This is a genomic window from Kibdelosporangium aridum (genome assembly GCF_900176515.1).
Taxonomy (GTDB): Bacteria; Actinomycetota; Actinomycetes; order Mycobacteriales; family Pseudonocardiaceae; genus Kibdelosporangium; species Kibdelosporangium aridum.
Map to the genome: position 1 here is coordinate 14,604 of NZ_FWXV01000007.1, position 17,158 is coordinate 31,761.

General features: G+C 65.5%; 17 protein-coding genes. 13 read left to right on the plus strand and 4 right to left on the minus strand.

Translation table 11 applies throughout. From position 1 onward, the window contains the following. Window positions 1-120 precede the first annotated feature (120 nt). Genes B9C43_RS33600 through B9C43_RS33615 form a run of 4 tightly spaced genes read left to right on the plus strand, consistent with a single transcriptional unit; the run spans window position 121 to window position 4,035 of the window. Entirely contained in the window at window positions 121-969 is an 849-nt protein-coding gene (locus B9C43_RS33600) for an ABC transporter ATP-binding protein (RefSeq protein WP_084431173.1), read from the plus strand. Then, on the plus strand, window positions 966-1,760 hold the full coding sequence (locus B9C43_RS33605; RefSeq protein ID WP_084430830.1) for an ABC transporter permease: 795 nt from the start codon (window positions 966-968) through the stop codon (window positions 1,758-1,760). The genes B9C43_RS33600 and B9C43_RS33605 overlap by 4 nt, the downstream gene beginning before the upstream one ends. Before the next feature lie 20 nt (window positions 1,761-1,780). Further along, window positions 1,781-2,854 carry an ABC transporter substrate-binding protein gene (locus tag B9C43_RS33610; RefSeq protein WP_160096857.1) on the plus strand — a complete coding sequence of 358 codons (1,074 nt, stop codon included), beginning with the start codon at window positions 1,781-1,783 and terminating at the stop codon, window positions 2,852-2,854. After that, window positions 2,854-4,035, plus strand: a complete 1,182-nt coding sequence (locus B9C43_RS33615; RefSeq protein ID WP_084430832.1) for an LVIVD repeat-containing protein — start codon at window positions 2,854-2,856, stop codon at window positions 4,033-4,035. Before B9C43_RS33610 ends, B9C43_RS33615 begins: the two co-directional genes overlap by 1 nt. Here B9C43_RS33615 and B9C43_RS56950 read toward each other — a convergent pair whose 3' ends face one another. Both B9C43_RS56950 and B9C43_RS33620 read right to left on the minus strand, forming a co-directional pair. After that, window positions 4,036-4,191: a hypothetical protein gene (locus tag B9C43_RS56950; protein ID WP_160096859.1), complete on the minus strand. Its 156-nt coding sequence runs from the start codon at window positions 4,189-4,191 to the stop codon at window positions 4,036-4,038. It abuts the gene before it with no gap. Window positions 4,192-4,321: 130 nt separating this feature from the next. Further along, entirely contained in the window at window positions 4,322-5,812 is a 1,491-nt protein-coding gene (locus B9C43_RS33620; protein WP_235039011.1) for an alpha/beta fold hydrolase, read from the minus strand. A gap of 94 nt (window positions 5,813-5,906) precedes the next feature. On the opposite strand from B9C43_RS33620, the gene B9C43_RS33625 reads away from it, so the two are divergent. Both B9C43_RS33625 and B9C43_RS33630 read left to right on the plus strand, forming a co-directional pair. Next, on the plus strand, window positions 5,907-6,494 hold the full coding sequence (locus B9C43_RS33625) for a TIGR03086 family metal-binding protein (protein ID WP_084430834.1): 588 nt from the start codon (window positions 5,907-5,909) through the stop codon (window positions 6,492-6,494). Window positions 6,495-6,807: 313 nt separating this feature from the next. Further along, window positions 6,808-8,205 carry a DUF6298 domain-containing protein gene (locus tag B9C43_RS33630; protein ID WP_084430835.1) on the plus strand — a complete coding sequence of 466 codons (1,398 nt, stop codon included), beginning with the start codon at window positions 6,808-6,810 and terminating at the stop codon, window positions 8,203-8,205. 13 nt (window positions 8,206-8,218) lie between these two features. Here the strand turns inward: B9C43_RS33630 and B9C43_RS33635 are convergent, their stop codons facing one another. Continuing rightward, the gene (locus B9C43_RS33635) at window positions 8,219-8,800 is read right to left on the minus strand and encodes an LppU/SCO3897 family protein (protein ID WP_084430836.1); all 582 of its coding nucleotides are present in this window, start codon (window positions 8,798-8,800) and stop codon (window positions 8,219-8,221) included. A 271-nt stretch (window positions 8,801-9,071) separates the two neighbouring features. Between B9C43_RS33635 and B9C43_RS33640 the strand changes: the two genes are divergently transcribed. Together B9C43_RS33640 and B9C43_RS33645 are read left to right on the plus strand one after the other, a co-directional pair. After that, window positions 9,072-10,202 carry a metallophosphoesterase gene (locus B9C43_RS33640; RefSeq protein ID WP_235039012.1) on the plus strand — a complete coding sequence of 377 codons (1,131 nt, stop codon included), beginning with the start codon at window positions 9,072-9,074 and terminating at the stop codon, window positions 10,200-10,202. Between the two features lie 221 nt (window positions 10,203-10,423). Continuing rightward, window positions 10,424-10,756, plus strand: a complete 333-nt coding sequence (locus B9C43_RS33645; protein ID WP_084430837.1) for a hypothetical protein — start codon at window positions 10,424-10,426, stop codon at window positions 10,754-10,756. Window positions 10,757-10,829: 73 nt separating this feature from the next. On the opposite strand, the gene B9C43_RS33650 is transcribed toward B9C43_RS33645, so the two are convergent. Next, window positions 10,830-11,735 carry an SGNH/GDSL hydrolase family protein gene (locus B9C43_RS33650; RefSeq protein ID WP_160096861.1) on the minus strand — a complete coding sequence of 302 codons (906 nt, stop codon included), beginning with the start codon at window positions 11,733-11,735 and terminating at the stop codon, window positions 10,830-10,832. A gap of 418 nt (window positions 11,736-12,153) precedes the next feature. On the opposite strand from B9C43_RS33650, the gene B9C43_RS33655 reads away from it, so the two are divergent. The 5 genes from B9C43_RS33655 to B9C43_RS33675 are packed head-to-tail and all read left to right on the plus strand — an operon-like array spanning window position 12,154 to window position 17,091. Beyond that, the gene (locus B9C43_RS33655; RefSeq protein ID WP_084430839.1) at window positions 12,154-13,098 is read left to right on the plus strand and encodes an STM4015 family protein; all 945 of its coding nucleotides are present in this window, start codon (window positions 12,154-12,156) and stop codon (window positions 13,096-13,098) included. Next, entirely contained in the window at window positions 13,095-14,168 is a 1,074-nt protein-coding gene (locus tag B9C43_RS33660) for an STM4014 family protein (protein ID WP_084430840.1), read from the plus strand. The genes B9C43_RS33655 and B9C43_RS33660 overlap by 4 nt, the downstream gene beginning before the upstream one ends. Continuing rightward, window positions 14,165-14,962, plus strand: a complete 798-nt coding sequence (locus B9C43_RS33665; protein ID WP_084431175.1) for an STM4013/SEN3800 family hydrolase — start codon at window positions 14,165-14,167, stop codon at window positions 14,960-14,962. The genes B9C43_RS33660 and B9C43_RS33665 overlap by 4 nt, the downstream gene beginning before the upstream one ends. Beyond that, entirely contained in the window at window positions 14,959-16,242 is a 1,284-nt protein-coding gene (locus B9C43_RS33670) for an STM4012 family radical SAM protein (protein WP_200825811.1), read from the plus strand. The genes B9C43_RS33665 and B9C43_RS33670 overlap by 4 nt, the downstream gene beginning before the upstream one ends. Window positions 16,243-16,245: 3 nt before the next feature. Further along, the gene (locus B9C43_RS33675; RefSeq protein ID WP_084430842.1) at window positions 16,246-17,091 is read left to right on the plus strand and encodes an STM4011 family radical SAM protein; all 846 of its coding nucleotides are present in this window, start codon (window positions 16,246-16,248) and stop codon (window positions 17,089-17,091) included. The last annotated feature ends 67 nt before the right edge of the window (window positions 17,092-17,158 follow it).

Sequence of the window (17,158 nt, forward strand, 5' to 3'; positions counted from 1 at the left end):
ATCGGTTGCACCTGGTTGATTCTCGACAGGGTTTCGACAGCCCCGAAAGCAGGCGTTGACGGCCGTAGATGCTGCTCGTACGATCAGCAATCGATTGCATTGACGATCGCGGGAGCGGCGATGACCCATGCAAAGGTGCAAGTGGTGGACGAGGCGATCGAGCGGGCGGACCAGCCGTTCATTTCAGCGCGGCACGTCACGGCTGGTTACGAGAACCGGCGCGACCACACGAGGCTGATCGCGCTGCGTGACGTCTCGCTGGATGTGGCCCGCGGTGAGTTCCTCGCGATCGTCGGGCCGTCCGGGTGCGGGAAGACCACGTTCATCAACATGATCGCGGGGTTCGTCCAGCCGCTCGAAGGCGAGATCACCGTTGACGGCGAACCTGTCACCGGGCCCGGGATGGACCGGGCGATGGTGTTCCAGGACTACGCCTTGCTGCCGTGGCGGACCGTGCAGCGCAACATCAGGTTCGCGATGGAGAACCGGCGTACCAAGCCGAGCAAGGCCGAGCAGGACGAACGGATCCGCAAGGCGATCGAGCTCGTCGGCCTGACCGGGTTCGAGAAGGCCTATCCGCACGAGCTCTCCGGCGGCATGCGGCAACGCGTCGGCATCGCCCGCGCGTTGGTCACCGAACCGTCGGTGCTGCTGATGGACGAGCCGTTCGGCGCGGTCGACGCGATGACCCGGGAGGCCATGCAGGCCGAACTGGAGAAGATCATCGCGCAGACCGGGCAGACGGTCGTCTTCATCACGCACTCGATCGACGAGGCCGTGACGCTCGGCGACCGCGTTGTCGTCGTGTCGAGCAGGCCCGGCCGGATCAAGGAAATCGTGCCGGTCGACCTGCCCCGGCCCCGGATGGATTCCGACATCCGTGGCTCGCAGCGGTTCGCCGAGATCCGCGAGCACATCTGGTCCCTGCTGCAGAGCGAGGCCCTTGGCGCGAAGAGGGAGCACTCATGATCGAACAGATCAAGGTCTCGCGGTTCGCGCCCTTCCGCAACACCGCCATCACGCTGGTCAATCTCGGCGTGTTCTTCGTGCTGTGGGAACTCGTCGCGCGCGCCGAGGTGATCAACCCGCTGTTCTTCCCCAGGATCACCGACACGTTCGACGCGATGTACAACGGGTTCGCCACCGGGGTGATCTGGCCGCAGCTGAGCCACAGCCTGCAGAACTTCCTGATCGGCATGCTCATCTCGGCGGCCATCGGCATCCCGGTCGGCCTGCTGATGGGCTCCAACAAGGTCGCCGACGTCATCCTTTCCCCCTACGTGTGGGCGATGACCTCGCTCCCCCGTGTCGCGTTCATCCCGTTGCTCATTCTGATCATGGGCTTCGGCAACGCCATGCAGCTGACAATCATCGTGCTGTCCGCGGTGTTCCCGATCATGGTCAACTGCATGGCAGGCGTGAAAACCGTCGACCCATCGCTGCTGCGCGCCGGGCGCGCGTTCGGCGCCAACCGGATCCAGATGTACGGCAAGATCATCCTGCCGTTCACGCTGCCGTTCGTCATCTCCGGCGTGAACCAGGGCATCGCACGTGGTCTCGTCGGCATGCTGATCGGCGAACTGCTCGGCGGCGGCGGGGAAGGTCTCGGCTTCCTGCTCGACCGCGCGGGTGAGCAGTTCGACGCGCCCATGTTGTACGCCACGTTGATCCTGCTCGCCGTCATGTCCGTCGGCCTGGTGCAGGGCATGCGCTGGCTCGAACGCCGTGCCGCTCCCTGGCGGGAATCGCCGGCCCGTTAACCCTCTAAAGGAGCTCGATGATGAGCCGCAGACATCTGGCGCCACTGGCGTTACTCCTCGCAGGTGCCCTGGTCGCCTGTTCGAACAGCACCCCGGCGCCCGCCACGCAGGTGATTCCGAAGACCGAGAGCGAGATCGTCAGCGCGATCGACACGGCCAAGGTCCGCAAGACGCTGACGGTCGGCGTGGACAACCCGCATTACCTGTTCCACCACGACGTCCTGGTCGCGCTCGACCGCGGCTACTTCAAAGAGGTGGGCATCGACAACGTCACCATCGTGACGACCGAGGATCCGTTGCCCGGCCTGATCGGCGGCTCGCTCGACCTCGCGTTGTACGACACCGACACCACGATCGCGGCGGGTGTGAAGAGCCGTACGCAGCTGCGCATGCTGAGCATCTACCTCGGCGGCGAGGCGAACATCCTCGGTGTCCGGCAAGGCATCAACACACCGCAGGATCTGCGCGGCAAGACCATCACCGGCGGCCAGTTCGGCAGCCGCAACGACTTCCTGGTCCGCAAGCTGATCAGGGACGCGGGCATGAACCCGGACACCGACGTCAAGATCGTCAGCACCGGCGGGCAGTCCAACTCGCGGCTGCAGGCGATCCTGTCCGGCACGGTCGACGGCGCGGGCATCCAGTTGCGCCACAAGGGAATGCTGGAAGCGCAGGGCGGCAAGTTCCTGCTGCAGGAGACCGCTCAGGTGCCCCAGGTGGGCTGGTCGGCAGGCAAACTCCTGGCCGAGAGCCCGGAGACGGTCGCGGCGTTCCTGCAGGCGACGCTCAAGGCGCGGCAGTTCATCGTCGATCCGCAGAACAAGGATGCCGTGCTGAACCTGATGGCCGCCAAGGGTTTCCAGATCCCGCAGGAGTTCAAGGACGCGTACGCGGACGAGAACGCGCCGGACTACCACACCAGGGACGGCGGCTTCGAGACCGCGGACATGGACAAGTTCGTCACCGACCAGATCAACTTCAAGGTCGTGCCGTCCGGGACGAACTGGCGTCAATGGGTGGACCTGATGCCGCTCTGGCGTGCCCAGAAAGCTCTTGGCCTGCCGCTACGACCGGCCATCGGCGGCTTCCAGTAATGGTCGGTACCGCCTCCGCGCACGGCTTGCGGCTGATCGCGCACCACGACCTCGACGGCCGCGGCGACGGCATGCAGGTCATGCGCGAAGGCGATGCGCTTTACATCGGCCACAACGGAACTTCGGGCGCCGGAACGTCTATTGTGGACGTCCGTGATCCGGTGAAGCCCGAACTCGTCGCCCAGTGGCCCGCGCCACCGAACACCCATACCCACAAGGTCCAAGTCGCGGACGGCCTGCTGCTGGTCAACCACGAGGGCTTTCCGTTGCGGCCACCGGGACCGGCGGGCCCGCACGGGGCGGGGCTCGCCGTATACCGGCTGGACGATCCGTTCGCGCCGGAGCGAATCGGGTTCTGGGAATCCGGCGGACGCGGCGTGCACCGAATCGTCTGGGAAGGTGGACCACACGCGCACATGTCCGCCACCCCGGACGGCTTCAACGACCGGATCTGGGTGGTCGTCGACCTCACCGATCCCACCAACCCGGCGCTGGTGTCCAGGTGGTGGTGGCCCGGTCAGGCTGACGGCGAGAAACCAACCTGGCCGCAAGGGAAGCGCTACGCCGCCCATCACGCGCTCGTCGCGGGCGACCGTGCGTACGTCGGCTACGACGACGCCAACATGGTCGTCCTCGACATCGCCGACATCACCATGCCGATGATGATCTCCCGCGCGGTGTGGGGTGGCGGGGCGACCCATACATGCCTGCCACTACCGGGCCGTGGCCTGGTGGTCGTGACCGACGAGCAGCAGACCGATGGTCCACGCGCGCCTGAGCGCCGCATGCACGTGATCGACGTGTCCGATGATCTCAATCCGCGCTATCTCGCGGCTTTCCCCGCCCCCGAAGGGAATTTCAACGATCGACCGCTGCGATTCGGGCCGCACAACTTCCACGAGAACCGGCGCGGGTCATACCGCAGCGAACGAATTCTGTTCGCGACGTACTTCAACGCGGGCGTGCGAGTGTACGACTTGAAGGATCCACATCATCCGGTCGAGATCGCACATTGGATATCGCAGACACCGCCTGGTTCAGCCGCGCCGCAGGCCAACGACCTGTTCGTGGACGCCGAAGGGCTGATCTGGGTCACCGACCGGGGCACCGGCGGCTTGTTCGTCCTGGAACCAGATCCTGACCTGGCCAGACTCATGCGTGACAACGAACTGCCCGGTTGACTAGCTCGCCTTGTCCTGGTCCACCGACTCGACCTGGTCGGGCTGGGTCGCCGCTGCGGCGTCGGTCCCCTCGGCCGGCTTGGCCGCGTCCTCCTTGGGTGACTCGCCGAAATGCTCGCGGCAAAGCCGGGCAAAACGCCTGGAATGGGCTGTCATCGCAACCTCGTCATGGCCGTCTCCTCCGTGCCGCCTCCATAATTACCCATTTGGTGATCGAACTACACCGTTTATCCCGCGACACGCGGTCCGGGCGTCCACATGGGACACCCGGACCGTGGTCGTCACCTCATGCGCCGGGTGGGACCGGCGCCGGGGCCGCCGCGCACACGGCGTCCGCCTGCCGCCCAGGCTTGCGAGCGGGCAATTCGCCGGTGGCGAGGTAGGCCGCGATCTGGTTGTCCACGCACGCGTTGCCAGTCAGGGTGTTCATGAAGTTCACCCCATCCCGCACGGCGAGCAGCCGGGCACCGGGGTACCGCGAGCGCACCTCGTAGCTACCCTCGATCGGGGCCACTGCCGACAGCGACTCGGTGACCAGCAACGCACTGTCCACTTTGGCGCCATCGATCTGTACCGGCTTGCCCGGCTTGGCCTTCCAGAACAGGCACGGCGCGTTGAACCACGTGTTGCCCCAAGTCGCATCCGGTGCGACGGCGTACGTGCGCCAGGAGTCGGCACGCCACTGGTTCCAGTTTGTCGGCCAAGCGGTATCCGTGCAGACCAACGAGGTCAGCGCGCCGTACATGTTCTCGGCAGCGGGGTGCAGGTAGAACTGGCCGTAGAGGCCGATCAGAAGCTGCGCGTCACCGTTGTGCACCCAGTTCGAGAACGCCGAGCCAAGCAGCGTCCACGTCTGCTGGGTGTATGCCGGGTACAGGAACAGGTTGATCCACTCGGCCTGGCCGAACACACCGCCCGCAGGCTGAGCGGTGACCCGCCGCAGCTGCTCGTCCCACACCTGTCGGACCGCGTCGAGCGTGTTGCCGAGGTGGTACACGTCGTCGTGCTCAGCCAGCCACTTCAACCAGATGTCCTGGTTGCGCTGCAACGGCGGGTTCTGGTCGAAGTTCGCCGCGTAGTACCAGATCCGCCGCGGGTCGATGCTGTCGTCCAGCACCATCCGTGCCACCCGCTCCGGGTGCAACGTGCTGTAGACCTGCGCGACATACGTGCCGTACGCCTGTGCGTACAGCGATACCTTGTCGGCGCCCAGTGCCGCACGCACCAGGTCGACGTCGGCGGCGATGTCGGTCGACTTCATGTGATCGAGCAGCTCGCCGTTCTTCGCGGCGCACGCCTCGGCGTACCCCCTGGCCTTGTCCAGCCACTGCTGCTCGATCGCAGGGCTGGTCGGAATGTGTTGCGGAGCGTTGAGGCCGAGGTAGTCAGGTTGGCAGCTGATCGCTGGGGAGCTCGGCGCCACCCCGCGGCGTGCGAAACCGACCCAGTCGAACGCGTCGCCGCCGGGGACACGGGCGCCTAGCAGCGACAACTGGCACCCGCTCCCGCTGCCGTTGAGCGGGTCCGGCACTGCGACGACAGTTCCCTTGGACGCGGTCGTCTTGTGCTTGACCCTGGACACCGCGAGGGAGATCTTCCGGCCACCAGGATCGCTGTGGTTCAGCGGGACACTCAGCGTGCCGCACTCGGCGCCCGCCGCGGCCAGCGACTGGTCGGCACATGCGCCCCAAGTAATGGTGGAGGTCGTTGCTGGAGCGGCGTTCGCGGCAGGTGCTACGAACACCAAAGCCATGGCTGCAGCCAAAAATAATCTCACGCCGACGAACGCTAAGTCAGTGGATGATCAAGGAAGAGCGACCTTACGCGAAAACACCGGGGGTATTGCCCGTTCGTACATTACGGTCATCCGCATGAGCACCATCGCCGACCGCTATCGCAAGCACGCCGATGCCTTCGAGCGCCGGATCGCCGCCGCGCGGCCAGGCCAATGGACGTCCCCGTCACCATGCGAGAAGTGGACCGCACGGGACGTGGTCGACCACATCATCATGATGCACGGCGCGATGCTCCGCCCGGTCGGCCGCGAGCTCAGCCCCGCGCCGTCCGACGTTCTCGGTGCCTTCCAGGCGGCCCGCGCGGACGTCGAGGCCCTGCTTGACGACCCAACGGTGGCGACGACCGAATCCCCGACGCCCAGCGGCCCGATGACCGCGGAGGAGCACGTCGCCAAGGTGCTCATCGACGACCTGATCCTGCACGGCTGGGATCTGGCCAAGGCACTCGGTCAGGACGCCACGATCGACCAGGCCGAGGTAGAGCGACTGTGGACGACGAACACCGCCATCCCGGCCGAGATGATGGCGAAGTTCCGCACGCCGGGGGCGTTCGGCCCGGGCATCGAGGTCCTGGGCCCGGAGGTGCCGGTCGCACCGGACGCGCCACTACAGGACCGGCTGCTCGGGTTGATCGGCCGCGACCCACACTGGACACACCGGTAATCCGGCGGTCAACGAACTGGCGAAGTCCCGCGCCTGCCCCACACCACCGCTCCTCAACAATGCGGCAGCCGATGCACCGGCAACCCAGCCATCAGCGAACTCGCAAAGCGCCACCCCGCGACGCACCCACCGCTCCTCAACCATCCGGCGGTGGGCACTCCGACAACCCTGGCCGTCAGCGAACTCGCGAAGTCCCGCCGCGGCCACACCACCCCTCACCCGCCCCCTCATACCAACACCGCCCCACTCAGCCACCCCCAGCACGCCACGCCGATTACGGCAGCATCACGCCCCGGCCGATAATCTGTCGATCATGGTCCGGTTTGTCCCGCTCATGCTGTGCATGGTCCTGATCGGAGTGGTGGTCGTGGGTGAGTCGCCGGCGGTTCCCTTGACGCCCGCGGCTGCGACCGGCCCGCTGCAGCGCAGCGTGGACAACCCCCGGTACTTCGCGACGCCCGACGGCAAGCCGGTGCTGCTGACCGGCGCGCACACCTGGCAGAACCTGCAGGACACCGGGGGGACCAATCCGCCGAAGGCGTTCGACTACCCGGGCTACCTGAACTTCCTGCAGACCAACAACCACAACTTCTTCCGGCTGTGGACGTGGGAGCAGGCCAGGTTCTCCAACGAGATCGTCAGCGACGACTACTTCACGTTCCCCATGCCGTACCTGCGGACAGGCACCGCGTTGGGGCTGGACGGCCAGCCCAAGTTCGACCTGGACAAGTTCAACCTGGACTACTTCGCGCGCCTGCGCCAACGGGTGGTGGACGCGGGCGGGCGGGGCATCTACGTCGCGGTGATGCTGTTCAACGGCTGGAGCATCGAGTCGTGCAAAGGCCAGTTCTGCGACAACAACCCGTGGAAAGGCCACCCGTTCAACAAAGCCAACAACGTCAACGGGATCGACGGTGACCTGAACGGCAACGACAGTGGCGAGGAAGCCCATTCGCTGGCCGTTCCCGCTGTCACCGCGAGGCAGGAAGCCTATGTGCGCAAGGTGATCGACACCGTCGGGGACCTCGACAACGTCCTGTACGAGATCGCCAACGAAGGACCGGGCGGGTCCGTTCAGTGGCAGTATCGGATGATCGAGGTCATCAAGGCCTACGAGCGCAGCAAGGGCAAGGTTCACCCGGTCGGTATGACCTCGACCTATCCCGGCGGCGACAACAACGATCTGCTCGCGTCGCCCGCTGACTGGATTTCGCCGAACGGCGACGTGAACAACCCGCCGGTGGCGGACGGAACCAAGGTCATCCTGTCGGACACCGACCACTTGTGCGGTCTGTGCGGCGACAGTTCATGGCCGTGGAAGTCGTTCATCCGTGGCGAGAACCCGATCTACATGGACCCGTACGACGGCGCCTACGGCATCGGCGGGAAGATGGACGACAACACCCAGGTGTCGATCCGGGCCAACCTCGGCCATGTCCGGGCCTACGCGGCGCGGATGGACCTCGCCACCGCCAAACCCCAGCCGAACCTGTGCTCGACCGGCTATTGCCTGTCGAATTCGCGGGAGGCACTGGTTTACAGCCCTGGCGGTGCGTTCACCGTGACCACGCCCGCCGGTCAGCTTGACGGGCAGTGGTTCGACCCGCAAACGAGCCGAACCACTGCCGTGTCGGGGATCCACGGCGGCCAGGCGGCGAAGTTCACCCCGCCTTTCACCGGCGCCGCGGTGCTCTACCTCAAGCAGCAGTGACCACTTCGACTGATTACTGCTGCGCCTTGGCCGGAGCGAAACACAACGTGGTCGGCGGCTCGGGGAACGTGATGGGAGCAGCCTCGCCACACGCCGCGTCGCCTGCGCCGTTCACGATCTTGGTGACCTTCAAGGTCTCGTCGTCGGCTGCGCCGCAGTCGGTCTTGACGAAGTCCGTGGCCGCGTTCTTGTCCTCCTTGTAGCAGGCGCCTTCTTCCATCTTGGGAACCAGGCACAGCTTCGCGTCCGGACCACGGCTGGCCGTCATGGTGTAGGAGATGTACGGGTCGGCACAGGTGTCGGAAGTGTTGCTCAGGGCCTTGCCGACGACGTGCGTGGCAGTGCCCGAGTCGCACGCGACGGACGCATACTCCGGCTTGTCCTTCGCACCGGTGATCTTCGCGCAGTCACCGGCCTTGGCCTGCACGGCGTCGTTGGTGAAGTAGTTGTACGCGTACACACCGCCACCGATGACGATCAGCGCGATGATGCTGATCAGCCATTTCGGCAGCCCCTTCTTGCGCTTGGGCTCGGGTTGCGGCTGCTGTCCCGGCTGCTGCGGAGCCGGAGGTGGGGTGGAGACATCGCTGGACATAAGGAAGTTCCCCTCTATCGGTGCCAGGACCGCCTTCCTGGGCTAGCTAAGGCGAGCGAACACTAGACCAGACCAACTGGACGTAGTCAGCGGGGGTTACTGTCCGAACACAAGAGGGGGAAAGTCCATACCTGAGTGGACTCGAACAGGCTACGAATTGGTGTCGCAATTACACGCTGTGCCGACATCGGCACTGCTTCGGCGGCCGAACGGGTTATCGGCCACCCGGCCACATGATCACTTTACTCCTCTCGCAGTTATCGTTGTCATTGTGCGAAGTCACATCCGGGAGCTGGTCCTCCTCGCTGTTCTCCTGCTGTTGTTCGGGGTTCCTTGGTGGACGCTGACCGGATCGGGAACAGCCTGGCCCGCCTGGGTTTTCGTGGCCGGAACGGTCCTCTTCGGCGCGGCGCTGGTCGCGTTCCCGGTGACGATGTACCTAGGCCACAGCCGACGGGCCAGGGATTGGGCGGCGCGCGTCGGCGACACCATGCTCGGCGCGATCTGGGTGCTGTTCGCCTGGTCGATCATCGGCCAGATCCTCGAATTGGCATTGCTCGGCATCGACGACCCGTTCCGATCCCGGATCGTCGCCGGTTTTGTCGCAATTGCCGCAGTAGTCCTGTTGAGCTGGGGCCACTTCGAGGCAATGCGGGTGCCGCGGATCCGAGCTGTCGACGTCACGATCCCCGGCCTGGGCAAAGACTTCGACGGCGCCAAGCTCGTCGTGGTCTCGGACACCCACTACGGCCCGATCAACCGAGCAGCGTGGTCGGCCAAGGTCGCGAAGGCCGTGAACGACCTGGACGCGGACATCGTCGCGCACGCGGGCGACGTCGCCGACGGCTCACCCGCCCGCCGAAAGGACCAAGCCGCACCACTCGGCACAGTGCAGGCGCGACTCGCCAAGGTGTACATCACCGGCAACCACGAGTACTTCAGCGAAGCCCAAGCCTGGCTCGACCACATGACGGATCTCGGCTGGGAACCGTTGCACAACAAGCACATCATGGTCACGCGAGGAACAGCCAAACTGGTCATCGCCGGCGTCGACGACGCCACAGCCAAAGGCTCAGGTATCGAAGGCCATGGCGCGGATCTCACCAGGGCCCTGGATGGCGCAGACCCGGACCTGCCGGTGATCCTGCTTGCCCACCAACCAAAACAGATCGGTCAGGCACTCGACCGAGTCGACCTGCAGATCTCCGGGCACACCCACGGCGGCCAGATCTGGCCCTTCCACTACCTGGTCCGGATGGACCAAGGCACAGTCCACGGCCTGTCCAAGCACGGATCCCGCACCCAGCTGTACACCAGCAGCGGCAGCGGCTTCTGGGGACCTCCCTTCCGAATCTTCGCCCCCAGCGAAATCACCGTGATCACCCTGCGCGCCAACGTCTGACCTGAGCGGCAACGAATAGGGGTAAGCCCCCGCTCACGCGACGGTTGCTGTGAAGCGAGCCGGTATATGCATTGCGCTTGTCTCCCGACAAAGCCTCAGTTCGATCCGATACACATCGCTCCCTGCCTCGATCAAGTCCACAATGCACGGTCCCGGCCGGGCGTTTACCTCAGCAGCAACGAGATTTCCTCCGGCGGACGGGAGGCACAACAACGCAGCACGTGACGCTGTCGCCGGTCAGCCAGGTCCACGTCATCTACGACGAGCAGGACCGGGGCCGCGGCAGCCAGGTGGTCGCGCAGCGCCGCGCATGTCGGGCAGCCGGGCTCACCACGCCCGGTCGCGTCTTCGGTTGCCGCAAGAACCTCCACCACTACCTCGGCGAGACTGCCCGCCTTTGGCATGGCCGTGCATCACTCGCCGTAGCACGCGGCCAGCCATATCCTGCACATCCGGCCACGCCACCGATCACCACGACGGCCGAAGCCCTGCCGTGCTGTGATGTCTGGCCGACGCTTGATGGCGGCGGTTCGTCGCCGGAGTGGTCACCCTGACAGCGGTGACCACCACGACGGCAAACGGCCGATGTATCGAGGTGCCTCAACGGCACCGAAGGCACGAGGTCGGTCAGGCGATGAGCTTGCGCTTGATCAGGGCCGCGAGTGTCGCGTGACCAGGCTTGTTCAAGTGCAGTACGGCTTCCGGGCCTTCCTGGCCGGGCGCCAGCGCGTCAAATCCGCGGTAGTAAGGCACATTCGCCTCACACAGGGAGTGTCCGGTGAATTCCGGGGTCAGCTCGCCTGGCTTGGCGAACTGGCTGACGTATACCGAATTCACTCCGCCCCAACGCGACGCGTGCGTGGCGAGCCGTAAGGTCGCGTCCAGCTTGGTGGCGATCTTAGCGCCGTCTTGACGTTCCGGCGTCGTGATGACGCCAGGCCCGCAGATCGGGTCGAGTGGCACGTTGGAAGCGTTCTCCCCTGGCGTCATCTGGCGGCCGTATCCCGTCACGACGACCTTCGCCTGCGGGCTGCGTTTGCCGATCTCGAACATCAGGCTGGCCATGCTCTTGCCGAGGGCCTCCGTCCGCTGCAACACCGCATCCGTTGGCGCACCGGCACAATCTGCCTGGACACACAGTCCGGCGTATTCCGCCAGCCCGATGTCGTTACCACCCACGGTCAAGAACACGACGTTCGTGTCCTTCTTGAGGCTGTCCAGCTGCGGTGGCTGCCCCTTGAACTGTTGGCCGAGATCCGGGATCGCGGCTCCGCTGCATGTCACGTTCGTGAAATTGACCGTGCGGCCGGTTGCTCTCAGCTGCGCGACCAGGTCCGCCGAGTACGAGTTCGCGCTGCGCCAGCATCCCCCTGGCGTGCCCGTGCCGTCGAGGTAGTCGCCCGCGCCCGTGCCTGACGCCGAGGAATCACCCAGTGCGACGACATTCACCGAACCACTCGTGGCACTTGCCTGTGGTGCCACCAGCGTTGACACGGCCACCCCTGCGACAACTGCCGCCCATAGTTTCCGCATACCTGTCCCCTTGTCCACGACCCGATTTGTACCGGTCTGCCCCCTACCTTGCCATGCCACCCGCCAGCGCGTCGTCGAATCGAGCTGGCAAGCGAACGCCAAGTTGACCATCCACTGTGCACCGTCGGTGTGTTGCTGCCGCCAGCCTGCCGGTCGGTTCGCCGGTGGCGCATCGGACCGTGGTCTATCGTTGATACGACTTTGGTCCATGGGCCGGGTTACCCCGCGGTCAGCAGCGCCAGTGCGGCATAACACTGTGTGGATTCTGGGCGGTCCCGCCTGCTTCAACCGGCCGCGCCGAGATCAACTCCCACATCCTCCACGGCACGGATATCAGCTGGTCAACGACCCCGGAACGAAAACTGTCGGTGGCCGGGTGCATGATGCTGCCCAACAGGCCGACCCGAGGGGGAACAGCATGACCGTGAACCAACACCTCACCACCTTCCACGGCATGAATGTGGTGACGTTCCCGGAAGAGACAACCGAGGCATGGCGGCCGCCGGCGGAACCGGTCGCCTGGCGGCTGGCGATCGAACCTTGGGACGGCGACGAGAGCTTCCCTGAACTGTGGGACAGATTCATGTCCACAGTAGATCCATCGACCGTCACCGCTGTCGTGATCGGACAATGGGCCGAGCCCGGCGACGACATCCGGTCGGCTATCGTCATCGAGCGCATTCTCCAGGCACGGGACAAGATGCCCGCACTGACGGGGATCTTCCTCGGTGACATGATCTCGGAGGAGAACGAGATCTCGTGGATCGAACAGAGCGATGTCACGCCGTTACTGGAAAACCTTCCGGCACTGACCGAACTGGGCATCCGCGGTGGCGACGGCCTCGTGCTGAAACCAGTGCGGCACACCAACCTCCGCACGCTGATCATCGAGACCGGCGGCTTGCCAAGGGAAGTGGTCAGCGCCGTCGCCCAGTGCGACTTTCCCGCGTTGCGCGAACTGCGGCTGTGGCTCGGGGTTCACGAGTACGGCGGCAACTGGCGGCCCGAGGATCTCGAGCCGCTGCTGGCCGGGGCGAAGTTCCCCAGCCTGCGTGAGCTCGGCCTGCAGAACAGCGACAAGCAGGACAAGGTCTGCGAGCTGGTCGCAGACTCGGCCGTCGTCCGTCAGTTGACGACGCTCGATCTGTCCATGGGCGTGCTCACCGACAAGGGCGGTGAGCACTTGCTGTCACTGACGCACCTGACAAACCTCGACCTGACCCACCACTACCTCTCCAAGGAGATGCGCAAGCAGATCCTCCAAACACTTCCGCCCGCCGGTGTCCGGGTCATCCTCGACGACCCGCAGGAGCCGGATCACTACGACGGCGAGCCCTACTACTACACGGCAGTGGCGGAATGAAGTTCGTCGTCGTCGGAAACCCAGGCAACCGGCGGGTGGCGATGTTCGCCGACGCCGTGCGAGCCGCTGGCCTGCCACCCGCGAAAGTACTGTCCTGGCGGGAGATTCTCGCCGGCACGTGCGCGGTGCCCAGAGATTCGCTCATCCGCGTCGACTCCCCGGGCGAGGACGCGCATGTCGACCAGTTCCTCCGCGGACCGTCAGCGAGTCCGTACCAAGTGGACGGTAGTCGCGCCTGGTACGCGGGATTCACCAAGGGCTTGCAACGGCTGGGCGAGACCGTAGCAGGCACACCCGGTGCACGGCTGCTCAACGACCTCGATGACATCGCCGTGATGTTCGACAAGAGACGGTGTCACCAGGTGCTGACGCAGGCCGGAATCCCAGTGCCACCGACAATCGGTGACATCGACGGGTACGCGGCGCTGCGTGAGAAGATGCGCGAGCGGCGGTGGACCAAAGTGTTCCTCAAACCCGCGCATGGGTCGTCGGCGTCCGGCGTGGTCGCGCTGACCGCGCACGGTTCGCGCGTAGCGGCAACGACGTCGGTGGCGATGACGCCCGATGGTCTGATGAACAGTCTGCGGGTGCAGACGTATCGTGATGATCAGGCCGCGGAACTGGTCGACCGGTTGTGCGTCGATCCGGTGCACGTGGAACGCTGGTTCCCCAAGGCATCGCTCGACGGGCGGACGATCGACCTGCGAGTGGTCGTGATAGCGGGCAAGGCGACGCATGCGGTCGCGCGAGCCAGTCGTCATCCCATCACCAACCTGCACTTGGGCGGCGCCCGGATCGATGTCGCTGACCTGCGCGCGGTCATCGGCGAGGCACGGTGGCGGGAATGGCTTGACACGTGCGAGAAAGCCGCGGGGCAGTTCAGCCGCACGCTGATGGTCGGCGTGGACCTGTTGCCGGGAGTGGGATGGCGGCGGCACGTGGTGGGCGAGGTGAACGCGTTCGGCGATCTCCTGCCGAGGCTCACCGGGTTGCCAGATGGCCCAGCAGCGGGAATGGATACGTATGCCGCTCAGGTGGCCGCGTGTACGGGTGAGCTATGCCGGACATGAACAGCGTGATCGGCAGCCACGACCTGGTGCTGATCACCATCGACACACTGCGCTACGACGTGGCGCGTTCCCTGGCCGAGCAGGGAAGAACTCCGGTTCTGGCCGGGCTGATGCCGGGCGGTCAGTGGGAACGACGGCATGCGCCGGGCAGCTTCACGTTCGCCTCGCACACCGCGATGTTCGCCGGGTTCCTGCCGACGCCCGACAGCCAGGGCCCGCATCCACGGCTCTTCGCGGCCCAGTTCGCGGGCAGTGAGACGACAGTCGGCGACACGTGGGTGTTCGACGCACCGGACATGGTCACCGGACTGGCCAAGGCGGGCTATCACACGGCGTGCATCGGGGGTGTCGGGTTCTTCAACAAGCAGAGCGCGCTGGGGTCCGTACTGCCGGGGATGTTCGCGGAAAGCCATTGGTCATCGGAGTTCGGCGTAACGTCGCCGACCTCCACGCGGTCGCAGGTCCACCGGGCAAGAGAAGTCATCGCGGCGCAACCAGCGGATCAACGATTGTTCTTGTTCATCAACGTTTCCGCGTTGCATCAGCCGAACTGGTTCCACTTGGCGGGGGCGGCCGCCGAGGATGGGGACACGCTTGCCAGCCATGCGGCCGCGCTGGAATACGTCGACTCCGAACTGGTTGGGCTGTTCGAGGCACTGCCCAGGCCGACCTTCGTGATCATCTGCTCTGATCACGGCACGGCCTACGGCGAAGGCGGCTACACCGGTCATCGCCTGGGGCATGAGGTCGTCTGGACGGTTCCGTACACAGAGTTCTTCCTGGAGGCAACGTGACGCCCTACCAGGACTATGTGTACGCCTACCCGCACAAGACGGCGTACCGGCCGCTCGACCCCAGACCGCGCCTGCGGGATGTCTGGGCGGACGAACCACGGGACGCGTTGTTCCACTATGTCCACATCCCGTTCTGCGAGATCAGGTGTGGCTTCTGCAATCTGTTCACCAGAACGGGCGCGCCGGGCGAGCTCGTCACGAGATATCTCGACGCAGTGGAGCGACAGGCGATGGCGGTCCGGGACGAGCTCGGCGGGCGGGCGACGTTCGTACAGGCCGCGATCGGCGGCGGCACGCCGACGTACCTGGAGCCGGACGAGTTGGCGCGGCTGTTCGACATCATCGGGTTGGCTGGGATCCCGCTTTCGGTCGAGACGTCGCCGGACACCGCGACGCCCGAACGCCTTGCGGTCCTGGCGGAGCGAGGCACCACGCGGGTCAGCATCGGTGTCCAGAGCTTCGATGACAGCGAGGCCCGAGCGGCGGTGCGGCCGCAGAAACGGGCCACAGTGGAGTCGGCGCTGGACGCGATCCGGGCGGCCAGCATCCCGGTGCTGAACATCGATCTGATCTACGGCATCACCGGTCAGACAGACAACAGCTGGCGTGCCTCCCTCGATGCCGCGCTGACGTGGCGGCCGGAGGAGCTGTACCTGTATCCGCTGTATGTGCGTCCTCTGACTGGTCTCGCTGGGCGGGAAACGTCGCAGGAGTGGGACGAACAGCGGCTGCGGCTGTACCGGCTCGGCCGGGATCATTTGCTGGCAGCGGGCTATGAACAGCAGTCCATGCGCATGTTCCGCCGCCCAGATGCGCCCTCATTAGGCGGGGATGACTATTCGTGCCAGTCCGATGGCATGGTCGGTCTGGGATGCGGCGCACGGTCGTACACGAAAGGGTTGCACTACTCGTTCGACTACGCGGTCAGCCCGAGTGCTGTACGCGGGATCATCGACGACTACGTATCGCGACCCACGTCGGATTTCGCCAGGGCCGAGGTGGGTGTGCCGCTGGACGCGGACGAACAGCGACGGCGGCATCTGCTGCAGTCCGTGCTGCAGGCCGAGGGCTTGGAGAAAGCGCTGTACCGCAAACGTTTTGGCACGGACGTGACGGACGACTTCCGCGAGCTGGCCGACCTGGCCGACCGTGGCTGGCTGACCGACAGCGAAGACCGATTACGACTCACGCCCGAAGGCCTCGCCTGGTCGGACGCGATCGGCCCGTCGTTGTTCTCCCCGGCCATCCGTGCCGCCATGGCCGCGTACGACCGGAGATAGGCCGTGCACCTGACAATGCTCTATCGCGGTCCGCTGGCGTCCTGCGATTACGCCTGCGTGTACTGCCCGTTCGCCAAAAGACGGGACAGCACACAACAGCTGCGTGCCGACCGTGCAGCGGTGCGACGGTTCACCGGTTGGGTCAGGGACAACACCCAAGACGAGGTGTCGGTGCTGTTCACGCCGTGGGGCGAAGGGCTCGTGCGGTCGTGGTACCGCGAGGCGATGGTCACGCTCAGCCGGATGACCCATGTCCGGCGGGTGGCGATCCAGACCAACATGAGCTGCCGGTCGGCGTGGATCGCCGACTGCGACCTGGACACCGCGGCGTTCTGGGTCACGTACCACCCGACCCAGGTCACCCAGGATCGGTTCCTGCGCAAATGCGAGGAGCTCACCCGAATCGGCGCCCGGTTCAGCGTCGGGATTGTCGGGTTGCCCGAGCACCTCGACGACGCCCGGCATCTGAGAAAGGAGTTACCCGACGACGTCTACCTGTGGGTGAACGCCGCGGAAGGCCACGCGTACACCGACGAGCAGGCGGCCGACTGGCAGGACATCGACCCACTGTTCCACCACAGCAGGCACGCGCACGTCAGCAAAGGCTTGCCCTGCCGGACCGGGGACACCGTGATCTCCGTGCTCGGCGACGGAACAGTGCGCCGGTGCCACTTCGTCCCGCAGGCCATCGGCAACCTGTACGACGGTTCCTTCCGGGCCGCGCTGCGACCACGACCATGCCCGCTGTCCACATGCGACTGTCACATCGGGTACGTGCACCTGGAGCCGACCGGTCTCTACGACGTGTTCGCGGGCGGCGTCCTCGAACGCATCCCGGCGCTGCGCTGACTGGAAGAAAACCGAAAGGACCTGCTGACAGCATCAGTGGGCAACACTGGGATCGCCTCTCAAGGAC